12 protein-coding genes are annotated in these 13,865 nt (G+C 71.1%); 3 read left to right on the top strand and 9 right to left on the bottom strand.

Translation table 11 applies throughout. The annotated features are described in order from the left end of the window. Nucleotides 1-545: 545 nt before the first annotated feature. From pheA to ABZ910_RS04520, 7 genes are all read right to left on the bottom strand, one after another. Nucleotides 546-1,478: a prephenate dehydratase gene (gene pheA, locus ABZ910_RS04550; protein WP_361359143.1), complete on the bottom strand. Its 933-nt coding sequence runs from the start codon at nucleotides 1,476-1,478 to the stop codon at nucleotides 546-548. A 108-nt stretch (nucleotides 1,479-1,586) separates the two neighbouring features. Continuing rightward, the gene (gene efeB / locus ABZ910_RS04545) at nucleotides 1,587-2,918 is read right to left on the bottom strand and encodes an iron uptake transporter deferrochelatase/peroxidase subunit (protein ID WP_361359140.1); all 1,332 of its coding nucleotides are present in this window, start codon (nucleotides 2,916-2,918) and stop codon (nucleotides 1,587-1,589) included. Between the two features lie 8 nt (nucleotides 2,919-2,926). After that, nucleotides 2,927-4,843 carry a copper resistance protein CopC gene (locus ABZ910_RS04540; RefSeq protein WP_361359137.1) on the bottom strand — a complete coding sequence of 639 codons (1,917 nt, stop codon included), beginning with the start codon at nucleotides 4,841-4,843 and terminating at the stop codon, nucleotides 2,927-2,929. A gap of 13 nt (nucleotides 4,844-4,856) precedes the next feature. Next, entirely contained in the window at nucleotides 4,857-5,327 is a 471-nt protein-coding gene (locus ABZ910_RS04535; RefSeq protein WP_361359934.1) for a copper chaperone PCu(A)C, read from the bottom strand. Between the two features lie 17 nt (nucleotides 5,328-5,344). Next, complete coding sequence (locus ABZ910_RS04530) at nucleotides 5,345-6,022, bottom strand: SCO family protein (RefSeq protein WP_361359134.1); 678 nt, start codon at nucleotides 6,020-6,022, stop codon at nucleotides 5,345-5,347. Nucleotides 6,023-6,113: 91 nt separating this feature from the next. Beyond that, a complete protein-coding gene (locus ABZ910_RS04525) occupies nucleotides 6,114-6,860 on the bottom strand; it encodes a YcnI family protein (protein WP_361359131.1) in 747 nt (248 codons plus the stop codon). Nucleotides 6,861-7,017: 157 nt separating this feature from the next. Then, nucleotides 7,018-7,935, bottom strand: coding sequence for a hypothetical protein (locus tag ABZ910_RS04520; RefSeq protein ID WP_361359128.1), 918 nt, complete (start codon nucleotides 7,933-7,935; stop codon nucleotides 7,018-7,020). Between the two features lie 247 nt (nucleotides 7,936-8,182). Here ABZ910_RS04520 and ABZ910_RS04515 point away from each other — a divergent pair, with 247 nt between their 5' ends. Continuing rightward, nucleotides 8,183-8,629: an ATP-binding protein gene (locus tag ABZ910_RS04515; RefSeq protein ID WP_361359125.1), complete on the top strand. Its 447-nt coding sequence runs from the start codon at nucleotides 8,183-8,185 to the stop codon at nucleotides 8,627-8,629. A gap of 33 nt (nucleotides 8,630-8,662) precedes the next feature. Here ABZ910_RS04515 and ABZ910_RS04510 read toward each other — a convergent pair whose 3' ends face one another. Then, nucleotides 8,663-10,156 (bottom strand): aminopeptidase P family protein, encoded by a 1,494-nt coding sequence (locus ABZ910_RS04510; protein WP_361359122.1) that lies wholly within the window; start codon nucleotides 10,154-10,156, stop codon nucleotides 8,663-8,665. A 161-nt stretch (nucleotides 10,157-10,317) separates the two neighbouring features. Further along, on the bottom strand, nucleotides 10,318-11,727 hold the full coding sequence (locus ABZ910_RS04505; protein WP_361359119.1) for a PP2C family protein-serine/threonine phosphatase: 1,410 nt from the start codon (nucleotides 11,725-11,727) through the stop codon (nucleotides 10,318-10,320). A 625-nt stretch (nucleotides 11,728-12,352) separates the two neighbouring features. On the opposite strand from ABZ910_RS04505, the gene ABZ910_RS04500 reads away from it, so the two are divergent. Both ABZ910_RS04500 and ABZ910_RS04495 read left to right on the top strand, forming a co-directional pair. After that, nucleotides 12,353-13,030, top strand: a complete 678-nt coding sequence (locus ABZ910_RS04500) for a bifunctional DNA primase/polymerase (RefSeq protein ID WP_361359116.1) — start codon at nucleotides 12,353-12,355, stop codon at nucleotides 13,028-13,030. Between the two features lie 56 nt (nucleotides 13,031-13,086). Beyond that, complete coding sequence (locus ABZ910_RS04495; protein WP_361359113.1) at nucleotides 13,087-13,662, top strand: hypothetical protein; 576 nt, start codon at nucleotides 13,087-13,089, stop codon at nucleotides 13,660-13,662. Nucleotides 13,663-13,865: the final 203 nt, after the last annotated feature.

Raw genomic sequence — 13,865 nt, 5'->3', positions numbered from 1 at the left:
GTTGCCGGGTTCCCGCTCACGAATCACTATTCCGCTGCGACTCCGGTGCGTTCCGAATCGCGGCTTACGTTCCGTTGTGCGGGAATGGCCGAGCGTGTCAATAAAAAGTGTCTCACTCCCTGGGACGGGGCAGGCGGGAGGCTTCCGGTTGACTCGAATCCCTTGCGGAGAACGGGACTTGGGAGTCCGGTTGTCCACAGGTATCCACACCCTCCGGAGGGTTATCCACAGGCTGTGAGGAAGATCTGTGGATTGCGGAATCGATCACTCCGCGACCCGGGGGCTGACCTCGGGATTCCCGGTGCACACCCCATTTACCCCCACTTTCGAGTGGAAGGTGTTCGCCTCAAAGGATTGATCAAAGGAAAAGAGTGGACGAAGGGTGACGTGCGAGGTCGGGGGTGAGCTTGGGCCCTGTAGGGCGATTTGTCGACTAGGTGATGCTTCGTTGTCGACTTGTCCTCAGGTCGAGAAGCCCACCTGTGGATAACTCCTGTGGATAACGAAGATATGCAGGTAGGAACAGCCGGGATCGGTCTGTGAACCTAGAACCGGCCGTCCTGGCACCGCGCCACCCAGTCCGCCGCTTCCGCGAACTCCTGGTCCGAGGTGCCGCGCGACGTGGGCCGGACGTCGTCCGGCGTGATGTCCGCACGCGGGTACGAGCCGAGGAACCGCACCTGCAGACAGAGCCGCTTCAGCCCCATCAGGGTCTCGGCCATCCGTCGGTCGGAGATATGCCCCTCGGCGTCGATGCAGAAGCAGTAGTTGCCGATACCGGCGCCGGTGGGCCGGGACTGGAGCAGCATGAGGTTGATGCCCCGGCTGGCGAACTCGCCCAGCAGATCGCGCAGGGCGCCGGGGTGGTCGTCGCGCTGCCACAGCACGATGGAGGTCTTGTCCGCGCCGGTCGGCGCCGCGGGCCGGGCGGGCCGGCCCACCAGTACGAACCGGGTCTGCGCGTTCTCCGCGTCGTGGATCCCGGTCTCCAGGGGCACCAGCCCGTACCGGGCCGCCGCGAACTCGCCCGCGAAGGCGGCGTCGTACCGGCCCTCCTGGACCAGGCGTGCGCCGTCCGCGTTCGAGGCGGCGGACTCCCAGATGACGTCCGGGAGGTTGGCCTTGAGCCAGTTGCGGACCTGCGGCTGGGCCGCCGGGTGGGCGGTGACCGTCTTGATGTCGGACAGCTTGGTGCCGGGCCGGACCAGCAGCGCGAAGGTGATCGACAGCAGCACCTCGCGGTAGATCGTCAGCGGCGCGCCCGCGACCAGCTCGTCGAGCGTGGTGGTGATGCCTCCCTCGACCGAGTTCTCGATCGGCACGAACGCGGCCTCGGCCTCTCCGGCGCGCACCGCGTCGAGGGCGGACTGCACGGACACGTACGGGATCAGCTCCCGGGTCGCCGCCTCCGGAAGCGTACGCAGAGCGACCTCGGTGAAGGTGCCCTCGGGACCCAGATACGCATAGCTCGCTGGCATGTCCTCACCCTAATGGCCCGGGGGACACGCGGCTCAGGTGTCTCACAAGAGCCCCTCCCGGGAGTGAACCGGCGAGGCGTACCGGCCAGGCGTTCCTGCCAGGCTGCGTCAGGCCTCCAGCAGCCGCTGCCCCACGTACTCTCCCCGCGCGGCGCCGCCCGGCACCGCGAACAGTCCGCTCGCCTCGTGCCGCAGGAACGCCGACAGCGCGTCGCCCCGGTCGAGCTTGCGCTGCACCGGGACGAAGCCGCGCAGCGGGTCCGCCTGCCAGCAGATGAAGAGCAGCCCCGCGTCGGGCACCCCGTCCGCGTCGAAGCCGTCGTGATACGAGAACGGGCGCCTGAGGATGGCCGCGCCCCCGTTCTGGTCGGGCCGGCTGATGCGGGCGTGCGCGTTGAGCGGGACGACGTAATCGCCCTGGGCGTTGGTCTTCTCCAGGTCCATCGCGGTCGTCTCGGTGCCGCCGGACAGCGGTGCCCCGTCGGACTTGCGGCGCCCGATGACGTTCTCCTGGGCCTTGGCCGACAGCTTCTCCCAGTCGTCGAGGAGCATGCGGATACGCCGTACGACGGCGTACGAGCCGTTCGCCATCCAGGCGGGGTCGTTCGAGCCGGACGCCGGCACGAAGATTCTCCGGTCGAAGTCGGGCTCGGCCGGCTTCGGATTGCGGGTGCCGTCGAGCTGGCCCATCAGATTGCGGGCCGTCATGGGGCGGGCGGTCGCGCCGGGGGAGCGGTTGAAGCCGTTCATCTGCCAGCGGATGCGGGCCGCGCCGCCCGCGTCCTTCTGCAGGGCACGCAGGGCGTGGAACGCCACCATGGCGTCGTTGGCGCCGATCTGCACCCACAGGTCGCCGTTGCTGCGCGCCTTGTCCAAGTGGTCGGACGAGAAGTCGGGCAGCGGATCGAGGGCGACCGGGCGCTGCTTCTCCAGGCCGGTACGAGAGAAGAAGCTGTGCCCGAAGCCGAAGGTGATCGTCAGCGCGGAGGGGCCGGAGCCCCGGGCCACGTCCGTGTCGTCGTGCGCGGCGGCCTCGCCCGCCATGAGCCGCTCGGCCGTCGCCGACCAGCGTCGCAGCAGCGCTGCGGCCTCCCGGCGGCCCGCACCGGCCGTGAGGTCGAAGGCGATGAGGTGGCCGCGGGCCTGGAGTCCCTCGGTGATGCCGGGCTGATGTTTCCCGTGAAACATCGCCCGGTCGGCGCCCACGGAGGTGAGCGGCGTGGCCGGGGAGGGCACGGCGGCGTACCCCACGGCGCCGCCCGCCACGCCGAGCACGAGACCGGTGGCACCGGCGGTGCCGAGCAGCGTCCGCCGCGATATCCCCGCTGCGGGGTCGCCGTTTTCGGGCACGGTCTTCTCCTGTGCCTCGGAAACGGTCGTGGCGGCGCCCTGCTTCGGCATGCGTGCCTCGGAGGCCGCCGGTGTGGACTGGTCACCCATGGTGCGATTCAGCCGATCTGCGCGTTCTTGGAGACGGTCACCTGGTCGATGCCGGAGGTCCGCACGGTCACGGCGACCTTCCAGTCGCCGGCCACGGGGATCTGCACTCCGCTCGCCCCCCAGTGTCCGGTGGTGATGTGGTCGACGTTCACGGGCAGCGGCCCGATCTTCTTGGCGGCGAGCGTGAAGGCGACCTTCACCTCGGGGATGTCGAAGGCCTTGCCGTCGGGCCGCTGGACGTAGACGTGCAGCGTGTTGCCGCCCACGCGCGCGGGATCGACGTCGAGCCGTACGACGCCCTTGCCGTTCTTGCCGCCCGTGTCGAAGGGCATGTCCAGGGTCAGCGCCCCGGACGTGTTCGACGACGAAGGGGCCGACGAGGACGATGAGGCCGACGCGGTGGCCGCCTTGGCCTCCTGCTCGGTGCGCCCCGGCTCGGTCTGCGTCAGCACGGTGGTGACGGCGAGCAGCACCACGGCGACGCCGGCCTCCACGAACACCGAGCGGCGCAGGCCGAGTCGGTGCGGATCGGCATCGCGCAGCCGCTTCTGCCGGGCGGCGTCCACGGCGGCCCGCTGCCGGGCGAGCTGAGCGGCCCGCGCGGACTCGCCGGACACCGACTCGCGGCTCACCGCGGGCGCGCTCACGTGGGCCTTCTCCGGCTCGGGCTCCTCCTCCACCGCGGCCTCGGCGGCCGTGTCCGTGAGGCGTGCCGTCCAGCGCCGCGAGATCCATGCGATGCCGACGAGCAGCAGGACGAGCCCGATCTTCACGAGGAGCAGCTGCCCGTACCGGGTCTCGGCGAACGCCGACCAGGAGCCGAGCTGGCGCCAGGACTGGTAGACGCCGGTGGCGACCAGCGTGAGCACGGAGCCGAAGGCGAGGCGCGAGAAACGGCGTACGGCCGCGGCCTCGACCGGTGTCGCGGCGGGCGCCCGGTACAGGGCCACGAGGAGGGTGACGAGGCCGCCCAGCCAGGCCGCGACCGCCAGCAGGTGCACCACGTCGACCGGCATGGCGATGCCTGGCTGGAGCCCGACCGAGGCGTGCTCGGCCATCGCCCAGCTCGCCGCGAGCCCGGCGGCGACCACGGTCCCGCCGATCGCGAGCCCGAAGGTCAGATCGCGCTTCTCGTCGCCTTCCCGTTTGTCGTAGGCCCCGAAGAGGACGGCGATGAACAGCGCGGCCGCGGCGAGCAGCAGCAGCCGGGAGACCAGCGCGGCGCCGGTCTTGGTCTGGAGCACCTGGCCGAGCAGGGTCAGGTCGAAGACGTCGCCGAGCTTCCCGGAGCCGGTGTAGGAGCCGCGCAGCAGCAACAGCGAGAGCGTGGCCGCGGTGAGCGCGAGCCAGCCGCCGACGACGAGCCGCTGGACGGCCCGTACGCCCGAGCCGCGCTGCCAGCAGGCGAGGACGAAGGCGGCGCCGCCGGCCAGCACGGTGAAGCCGGCGTACGACACGTACCGCCCGAACCCGTAGAGCCAGCCGACCGCGCCGTCGGCCGCCGTCTGCCCGGAGACCGAGACGGTGGTCCGGGAGGGGGCGCCGACGGAGAAGGTGTAGGCGCCGGCGACGGGGTGGCTGTCCGCCGAGACGATCTGGTAGGCGACGGTGTAAGTGCCGTGCGCCAGGCCGCCCTTGAGACGCACGGTGTACGTCGTCCCGCTCACGTTGGTGGGGCCGCCGGTGTCGACCCGCTTGCCCTGGGGGTCGAGGACGCGCAGCGAGTCGTCGTTCGTCGCGACCTTCTCGGAGAAGGTGAGCGACACCTGGGTGGGCGCCTTGTCGACCACCACCCCCTGCGCGGGATCGCTGCCGGTCAGCGCGGCGTGCGCGGACGCCGGACCGGCAGCGGCGAGGAGCACGCCGACGACGGCGAGGAACAGCAGCGCCAGGGCCCGCGGTCGGGGTGTGATGGTCCGCGTCAAGGTGGTCCCTCCCTCAGTGTCCGGTCGACGGGTTGTACGTGGCGGACTTCACCGGCATCTCGACGGTGAGGGGTGCGGATTTGGCGAAGGTCAGCTTCAGGGTGACGGTGTCGCCCTGCTTCGGCTTGCGCTTCAGCGCGTCGAACATCAGATGGTTGCCGCCGCTTCGGAACACGAGCCGGCCGTGCGCGGGGACGGTGAAGGAGGTCTTCTCCTTCATGGCTCCGCCCATGGTGCTGTGCATGGTGACGTCGCCCGAGGCCGTACTGGTGACCGAGGTCAGCTTGTCCGCGGTGCCGCCCTTGTTCACGACGGTCAGGAAGCCGGCGGCCATGTCGGGCGAGACGGGCTGAGGCATGTAGGAGGAGCTGACGGAGAGTTCGGCCCGGGAACCGCCGGAGTCATCCGAGCCCGCCGAGCCGCCGCAGCCCGCGAGGGCGAGGGCGCCGGTGAGGAGCGCGGCGGGCGCGGCGAGACGCTTCAGGGAGGTGCCGGGACGCCTCACGGGGTCGCTCCCTCGGCGATCTTGGGGAGGTCCTTGGTGTAGTCGTCGACCGTGGCGTCCTCGCCGTAGAGGAGGTAGCCCTTGTCGGTCTTCGGGGAGAAGGCGAAGACCTGGGTGCCGTGGACGGACGCGATCTTGCCGTCCTTGTCCTTCTTCGCCGGCTCGATGGAGATGCCGAGGGAGCGGGCGCCGGCCTGGATGGTGGCGAAGTCGCCGGTGAGGCCGACGAAGTGGGGGTCGATGCCCTTGAGCCACTTGCCGAGCTCGGCCGGGGTGTCGCGGCCGGGGTCCGTGGTGACGAACACGACCCGCAGCTTGTCCTGCTCGGCCTTGGGCAGCGCCTTCTTGGCGACGGCGATGTTGCTCATCGTCGTGGGGCAGATGTCGGGGCAGTGCGTGTAGCCGAAGTAGATCAGCGTCGGCAGACCCTTGGTCTCCTTGCGCAGGTCGTACTTCTTGCCGTGCGTGTCGGTCAGGACCAGGTCCGGCTTCTCGAAGGGCTGGTCGAGGACGGTCGCGGCCTTGTCCTGGCCGGACTCCTCGGAGACCACGGAGACGGGCGACTTGCCGTCGTCACCGCTGCCGCAGGCGGAGAGGCTCAGGGCGGCCGCGGCGAGCAGCGCGGCGGCGGCGAAGGTCCTCTTGTGCCGGGAAACGAACGTCGTCTTGTGCATAGAAAAATGTCCAGACATGAAAGCTCCGGCACGCGCCGGGTCGTAGCCAAGAGTCGCACGACCCCGGCGCGCGCCATGGGGCGGACGAGACTCAGGCGTGGGACCGCCGGCGCCCGGCGACGATGCCGAAGGCGAGCCCCGCCACGCCGACGACGATGCCCACCACGCCGAGCACGCGCGCGGTGGTGTCGGTGCCGGAGGAGCCGGCGGCCGCGGTCCCGGACTTCGCGGCCTTGCCGGACGTACCGGCCGTCCCGGAGGCGTTCTCGGCGCCCGAGGAGCCGTTGCCGTGGTCGTCGGTCGAGGCGGCGGACAGTTCGAGCACCGGGGCCGGGTTCTCGGGCTCGGCCTGGCCGGCCTGCGGCACCTCGATCCAGCGCACGACCTGCTTGTCGGAGTACGTCTGGAGCGCCTTGAAGACGAGCCGGTCGGTGTTCTCGGGCAGCGCTCCGACGGACAGCGGGAACTTCTGGAAGTAGCCGGGCTCGATGCCCTTGCCGTCGGCGGTCCAGGTGACCTTGGTGACGGCCTCGGTGACCTTCTCGCCCTCCATCGTGAGCGGCTTGTCCAGCTTGGACTTGGTGACCTTCACGCTCCAGCCGGCGACGGGCTGCGGCATCACCGAGGCCAGCGGGTGGTCGGCGGGGAGGTTGACCTCCACCTTGGTGGTCGAGGCGTCGTCGCGCTCGTTGGGGACCTTGAAGTCGATGACCGCGTAGCCGCCCTTGGCGGCCGGGCCCTCGGGCTGCACGCCGACGTGCGCGAAGGCGGGGGCGGACAGGGCGAGGACGGCCGAGCCCGCAAAGGCGGCGGCGACGGCGATACGAGAAGCCTTCATGGCTGAGTGCACTCCACTCCGGGTGAGTTCCGGTGATCGTTCCGGTGAGGGGAAGGGCGCGCGATGCGCACGCGCGCGTGCCGCACGACGGCGGCCGGCCCCTTCCGTTCCGGTCCGGGGTCCGTCCCGGTCCAGGTGGAGTGGTGGTCGCGTCGCGTCAGGCGGCGAGGGCGAGGGCGCGCGCGGGTGGGCCGCGCCGGATCACCGTGTGCTGGAGTGCGGTGGTGTGCGGGGCGGGCGGATCGTCCTGAGCGGTACGGCGTCGGCGCGGGGCCGGCCTCGGCTCGGCCGGGAGCCCGGCGTACAGGGCGCGTACGAGCGCGAGCGCCCAGCGCAGGGACCGTACGCACGCCCCCTCGGCCACTCCGTGCGCCGACAGCTCGATCAGGCGCAGCACCGCCAGATCCCCGCGGCGCAGCAGCCAGCCGACGGCAATTGCCGCCAGGAGGTGGCCGAGCAGCATCGGCAGGGTCGGCAGCAGCGACGCCGAGGAGCCCGTGGCGTCCCCCGCGTGGGACATGGCGCCCATGCCCGGCCCGCCGACGATGTGGGCGTCCGAGAGGATCCGGTAGGCGTGGGCCGGCGTGATCGCCCCCATGCCCGTGCCACACACGAACCGAGCGGCCTGTTCGACGAGGGCGGCGTCATGCGCCCCACCCGTGGAGGCCGCGCCTCCCATGGACGCCATGCCTTCCATGGAGGCCATGGACGTCATCGCCCCGGTGGCACCCGGGGATCCCATCGGCATACCCATGGGCATGCGCATCGCCACATCGCCGAACGGCAGCGCCGCCGTACCGCTCTGACCGAGTCCGAACAGCGTGTGCAGCACGGTCTGGCCGAGTGCGAGCACCGCCACGATCCCCGGCAGCGAGCGCGTCCGCCCGGCGAGCGGCGCCACGAGCACGAAGGAGCCCAGGAATCCCGCGCCCAGCGTCCACGGCGGAACGCCGGCACAGGAGGCCAGTGTGTGCCCGGCGGCGGCCAGCACGACGCAGACCGCGGCGAACACCGCGGCCCGCAGGATCCGGAGTTCGACGCCGGAGCGCGCCGTGCTCGGGTGGAGGGCAGACATGGCGGCCTCATCATCGCACCGGAGGGATGCGTTCCGTGCGGCAGGTCCGAAAGTGCCCCATACGTCGGATCTTCAGTGCCCCGAGCGCCGGATCTTCACGTCAACTCCGGATCCGGAGGCTTCCATACACCGATTCCCGCGAGGGCACATCCCCCATATGGGCGGCGTCACGCCGAGAGTGTGCTTACACCCCGGTACGGGCGGCAATACGTAACGGTATGTCGAGCCGCGGCCAGGAGGCTGGAGCATGAGCATCTGGTGGTCACTCCATCTGCGCCGCGATGCCGCGAGCGTTCCGCTCGCCCGGCGGCTGCTGATCGGCACGATGGAGACCGCGGGGGTGGACCCCGACATCTCGTACGACCTCTCCGTCGCCCTCAGCGAGGCCTGCGCGAACGCCGTGGAGCACGGCGGCGGCACCCCATGCAACGGTTCCGCGGAGGCGTACCGCGTCACCGCCTACCTCGACGGGGAGAGGTGCCGTATCGAAGTGGCCGATTCCGGCCCCGGGTTCGTGCCCGGCCCGGGCGCCCGGCCCGCGCGCGCGGACGCCGAGCACGGTCGCGGGCTGTGCCTGATCCGGGAACTCGCCGATCACGTCCACATCGGCGGCAAGCCGGGGCGCGGCGGGACGGTGGTGAGCTTCGACAAGATCCTCAAGTGGACGAAGGACCCTTCCCTGCTCACCGCGTGACCGTCCCGCCCCGTACCCCGGCAGCGGCGGACGTCAGCCCTTCAGGGCGGCCATCCAGGCCTCGACCTCGTCGGAGCGGCGCGGCAGCCCCGCCGACAGGTTCTTGTTGCCGTCCTCGGTGACGAGGATGTCGTCCTCGATGCGGACGCCGATGCCGCGGAACTCCTCGGGGACCGTCAGGTCGTCGGCCTGGAAGTACAGGCCCGGCTCGACGGTCAGACACATGCCCGGCTCCAGCGTGCCGTTCACGTACGTCTCGGTGCGCGCGGCCGCGCAGTCGTGGACGTCCATGCCGAGCATGTGGCCGGTGCCGTGCAGCGTCCAGCGGCGCTGCAGGCCGAGCTCCAGGACGCGCTCGACCGGGCCCTCGACCAGACCCCACTCGACGAGCTTCTCGGCGAGCACGCGCTGGGCGGCGTCGTGGAAGTCGCGGAAGCCGGCGCCCGGCTTCACGGCCGCGATACCGGCCTCCTGGGCCTCGTACACGGCGTCGTAGATCTTCTTCTGGATCTCGCTGTACGTGCCGTCGACCGGCAGCGTGCGCGTGACGTCCGCGGTGTAGAGGGTGTGCGTCTCGACGCCCGCGTCCAGCAGGAGCAGGTCGCCGGAGCGGACCGGGCCGTCGTTGCGCACCCAGTGCAGCGTGCAGGCGTGTGCGCCGGACGCGCAGATGGAGCCGTAACCGATGTCGTTGCCCTCCACGCGCGCGCGGAGGAAGAAGGTGCCCTCGATGTAGCGCTCGGAGGTCGCCTCGGCCTTGTCGAGGACCTTCACGACGTCCTCGAAGCCGCGCACGGTGGAGTCGACGGCCTTCTGCAGCTCACCGATCTCGAACTCGTCCTTGACCAGCCGGGCCTCGGAGAGGAAGACGCGCAGCTCCTCGTCGCGCTCGGCGGTGACCTTGTCGGTCAGGGCCGCCTCGATGCCGGCGTCGTGGCCGCGCACGACGCGGACCGGGCCGGTGGCCTCGCGCAGCTTGTCGGCGAGCTCGCGCACGTCGGCGGCCGGGACGCCGTACAGCGCCTCGGACTCGGTGAGCGAGTGACGGCGGCCGACCCACAGCTCGCCCGTGCCGGAGAGCCAGAACTCGCCGTTCTCGCGGTCGGAGCGCGGCAGCAGGTAGAGCGTCGCCTCGTGGCCGTCGACGGTCGGCTCCAGGACGAGGACACCGTCCTCGCTCTGGTTGCCGGTGAGGTACGCGTACTCGGTCGCGGCCCGGAAGTTGTACTCGGTGTCGTTCGAGCGGGTCTTCAGGTTGCCCGCCGGAATCACGAGGCGCTCGCCCGGGAAGCGGGCGGACAGCGCGGCACGGCGGCGCGCGGTCTGCTCGGCCTGCTCGACGGGCTTCAGGTCACGCAGCTCGGTGTCGGCCCAGCCGGACTTCATGTTCTCGGCGAGCTCGTCGGAAACGCCCGGGTACAGGCCGTTCTTGCGCTGCTTGATCGGCTTCTCGGACTCGGCTTCCTGGCCCGCTGCATCGGCAGCGAGATCGGACACGGCTTCGTTGACCTCGTCGGCCACGGTCATCCTCCTCGGCACGGCACTGAATCCCGTCCATCGTACGTTCGCACCGAAAGGGACCCCAGGGCCGGAAGGTGCATATTCCGCGGACCGGGCGCTGAGCTGCGTTTTTGACCGACAGATCAGGCCGGTCGGGCCGGTCGCCCCGGTGAGGCCGGTCACGCCGCTCAGTCGAAGCGGGCCGCCAGCAGCACCACGTCCTCCTCGTTGTCCGCCGTGTCCAGACCGTCCGGCAGCACCGTCCGCAGGACGTGGTCGGCGACGGCCCCGGGGTCGCGGCGCAGCACGCGCGGCACACCGGCCGCCGCCGCGTGCAGCCGGGCGAAGGCGCGGTCGGTGGGGTCGCCGGTGCGGTGCAGCAGCCCGTCGGTGTAGAGCAGAACCGTCTCTCCTGGCTCTGCCTGGAACTCCACGCTCGGAGCCTCCCAGCAGGCGAGCATGCCGAGGGGCGCGGACACGGAGGTCTCCGCGAACTCCGTGCGCCGTTCGCCGATCAGCAGCGGCGGGCTGTGCCCGGCGCCGGCCAGCGTGATCTTGCGCAGCGTCGGCTCGCAGTACGCGAAGAGGGCGGTGGCGGAGCGGGCGGGCTCGGTGAGGCGCAGCAGCAGTTCCAGGTCGGACAGGACGGCGACCGGGTCCTCGCCCTCCATGACGGCGTACGCCCGCAGGGACGCGCGCAGCCGTCCCATGGCGGCCACGGCGCTGGGTCCGGAGCCGGTGACCGAGCCGACCGCGAGGCCGAGCGTGGCCTCGGGCAGCGGCAGCGCGTCGTACCAGTCGCCGCCGCCGCGCGGGCCGGTGCGGTGGCGCGCGGCGAGCTCGACGCCCGTCACGCGGGGCAGCCGGGAGGGAAGCAGTTCCTCGGAGATGGTTCTCATGCACGCGCGCGTGCGCTCGAGTTCGACCAGCCCTGCCAGGTGCTCGGTGGCGTAGCGGACGTACAGGCCGACGAGGTGGCGCTGGCGCTCGTGCGGCTCGGCGGGCTCGTCGTAGAGCCATACGGCCGCGCCCAGTCGGCCTGCGGCGTCGGTGGACAGGGGGCGGGCGTAGCTGGCGGCGTAGCCGAGACGGGCGGCGACCTCGCGGTGACGCGGGTCGAGTCCGCCCTCGGCGAACAGGTCGGGGTGGACGATCTCGCTGTCGCCGCCGGGGAGTCCGGCGGTCGTGTCGAGGAGTTTGCCGTAGGGCAGGGCGCCGCGCGGCACCGTCTCCATGTGACCGAGATCGGACCGGGCGAGGCCCAGGCCGATCGTGGTGCACGGGCCGAGTCCGTCGTCGGGCTCCAGCACGACGAAACCGCGCCGGGCGCCCACGAGGGCGGCTCCGGCGCGCAGGAGTTCCGGGAGTGCGGCCTCGAGCGTGTGGGTACGGCTCAGGCGTTCCGTGAGTTCGTGCAGGGTCGTCAGATCCGAGACCCAGCCGGCCAGCCGGTCCTGGAGAAGGGCGGCCGGTGCGGGGCCGTTGGGGGCGGGGACGGGAGCGGCGCCCGGGACCGCCGGTGCAGGTGGGGCAGTGTGTGCGGGAGTGGGGACCGTGGAATCGATTCCAGCCACTTTCGGAGGGTGAGGGGCGTTCATGGCGTCCGGCTTTCAGACCGGTGCGTATTGCTGAAAAGCATCGCAAACCCCCATGTCATTCTGCGCCGCTAGCAGTGTCTCCACATGTACACGCACTCGTGAGGGGATGTCCAGCATTGTCCTGCTGGGATTCCTGGTGTCCATGGGCCTCTTGTGGGTTGCCGCCGTTGTTTCTTCCGGACCCCTTGCGCATCGTCAAAGTTGGCTTGAAACTGCCTCGGGTATCGGTTCATTGCGGTCGACTGGCCTTGCTCCACGGAGCGTCACAGCGGTCGTGATGGGTACGTACTCGGAGAAGGCCAGGGGTGGTTGGGGGACCGCCCGGAACCTGGTGACGGACCCGGGCGTCTTAACCACCGACGACCGTGCCCCATCCTCCCGTGGCGGAGGCGGAGAGAAATACGCGCGACGGCAAAACGCCAGACTTCGCCACCCCCGCGCCGCGGCCGTGCTTTTGATAGACGCAGTAGGGCCGCGGACACGGTCAACGCTCGACCCCTTGGGGATCCCCTTGCTCGAAGCAGGGGTGTGACGCGCCAACAGGTACGCACAGTGAAGTGATCGACGCATGGTGTGATGTGGTCCACGGTGTTGCCAGCGGTGCAACGGAAAGGAACGAGCGCTCATGCGCGAGATCCTCGGAAGGCGACGCAGGCTCCTGTCCAGGCGAAATGACGAGCGGGACGACGGGAGGCCTGACTTGATCAGCGCGGCCCTGACCTTCGCCACGGAATGGCGGTGGCCGGTCCTGCCGGGTGTGGCCCCGGACCCGCAGGGGCGGGCCCGCTGTGCCTGCCCCGACCCGGAGTGCGCCGCCCCCGGCGCACATCCCTTCGATCCCGGCCTCCTCGCGGCCACGACCGACGCGCGCATGGTGCGCTGGTGGTGGACCAACCGGCCCGGAGCTCCGATCGTCCTGGCCACCGGGGGCAACGCCCCCTGTGCGGTCAGCCTGCCGGCCCTCGCGGCCGCCCGCGCCCTCGGCGCGCTCGACCGCCGCGGCATGCGCCTCGGCCCGGTGGTCGCCTCGCCCACACGCTGGGCGATCCTCGTGAAGCCGTACTCCATGGAGCAGTTGGGCGAGCTGCTCTACGCCAAGGACTTCGTGCCCGGCTCCCTGCGCTTCCACGGCGAGGGCGGCTATCTCGCCCTGCCGCCGTCCGAGACCGGCCAGGGCGCCATCCGCTGGGAGCGCGCGCCGCTGCCCGGCTCGGCGTCGCCCTGGGTGCCCGACGTCGAGGCGGTGGTGGACGCCGTGGTCGACGCCCTCACTCGTACGGGTGTGAGCGCGCCCGAGTTGTAGGGGTGTCGGGCGCGCGCGGAACCTGACGCACGTCATCGGTCGTTATCTTCCCTTTCATGAACCTTCGTCTGCTCGCCCTCGCGAGCGTCGCGGCCGGCGCGCTCGCGCTGCCACTGGCCGTGGCGTCCGCGGGGCCGGTGGGCGACGCGGGACGGTCGTCCGTACGTGGTTCCGCGCAGGACGCGGCACACGGTTCGCCGTACGGCTCCTCGTACAACGGCTCGGACGGCGACCCGCAGAAGGACGAGAAGGACGCGTCGCCCTCGGCCACCGCCACCCCGCGCCTGCTCGGCCTGGGTCTCTCCACCGCCGTCCGCTGCGGTCCCGAACTCTCCTCACCCGACGGCATCGAGGCGCAGACCTGCGTCATGACGCAGGGGGAGGACACCTGGGCGCGCACCTACTACCGCAATGCCACCGGTGGGGCGCTGGATTCCGTGCTGAGCCTCATGGGGCCCGGCGGCCGTACCGTGCGCATGCGCTGCACGGCCGGCACCGACGACGAGCCCGCCACCTGCGAGACGCCGCGGGAGCGCACACGGGGCGGCCTGGACGCCTACACGGCGGTCGCGGAGTTCGCGGCACGGGACGGGCAGGGGCCGCTGCTGCTGCGCTCGGGGAGCAACTCCTAGGGAATTCACGGGAGTTGATGTACCGCTAAGAGGTCCTAACAGAAGCTGTCGATCATGTGACTGTCGGCCTGATTGCTCGTTGGTCTTGTTGTGGGGAAGAGGGAGTCTCGGCCGTGGATCGTTTCGGACGAACTGTGGTCGCTCATTGAGCCGTTGCTGCCAGGGCCGGGTCCGAAACTGGTCGAGGGCAGACCACGGATCCC

The organism is Streptomyces sp. NPDC046805 (assembly GCF_040645355.1).
Classification (GTDB): Bacteria; Actinomycetota; Actinomycetes; order Streptomycetales; family Streptomycetaceae; genus Streptomyces.
This window is presented reverse-complemented; position numbering and strand designations above follow the sequence as displayed.

Excerpts from the sequence above, each read along its gene's own strand:
- pheA (WP_361359143.1), bottom strand. The coding sequence starts at position 1,478 with ATGCCAGCGAGCTATGCGTATCTGGGTCCCGAGGGCACCTTCACCGAG.
- efeB (WP_361359140.1), bottom strand. The coding sequence starts at position 2,918 with ATGGGTGACCAGTCCACACCGGCGGCCTCCGAGGCACGCATGCCGAAG.
- ABZ910_RS04530 (WP_361359134.1), bottom strand. The coding sequence starts at position 6,022 with ATGCACAAGACGACGTTCGTTTCCCGGCACAAGAGGACCTTCGCCGCC.
- ABZ910_RS04525 (WP_361359131.1), bottom strand. The coding sequence starts at position 6,860 with ATGAAGGCTTCTCGTATCGCCGTCGCCGCCGCCTTTGCGGGCTCGGCC.
- ABZ910_RS04520 (WP_361359128.1), bottom strand. The coding sequence starts at position 7,935 with ATGTCTGCCCTCCACCCGAGCACGGCGCGCTCCGGCGTCGAACTCCGG.
- ABZ910_RS04515 (WP_361359125.1), top strand. The coding sequence starts at position 8,183 with ATGAGCATCTGGTGGTCACTCCATCTGCGCCGCGATGCCGCGAGCGTT.
- ABZ910_RS04510 (WP_361359122.1), bottom strand. The coding sequence starts at position 10,156 with ATGACCGTGGCCGACGAGGTCAACGAAGCCGTGTCCGATCTCGCTGCC.
- ABZ910_RS04505 (WP_361359119.1), bottom strand. The coding sequence starts at position 11,727 with ATGAACGCCCCTCACCCTCCGAAAGTGGCTGGAATCGATTCCACGGTC.
- ABZ910_RS04500 (WP_361359116.1), top strand. The coding sequence starts at position 12,353 with ATGCGCGAGATCCTCGGAAGGCGACGCAGGCTCCTGTCCAGGCGAAAT.
- ABZ910_RS04495 (WP_361359113.1), top strand. The coding sequence starts at position 13,087 with ATGAACCTTCGTCTGCTCGCCCTCGCGAGCGTCGCGGCCGGCGCGCTC.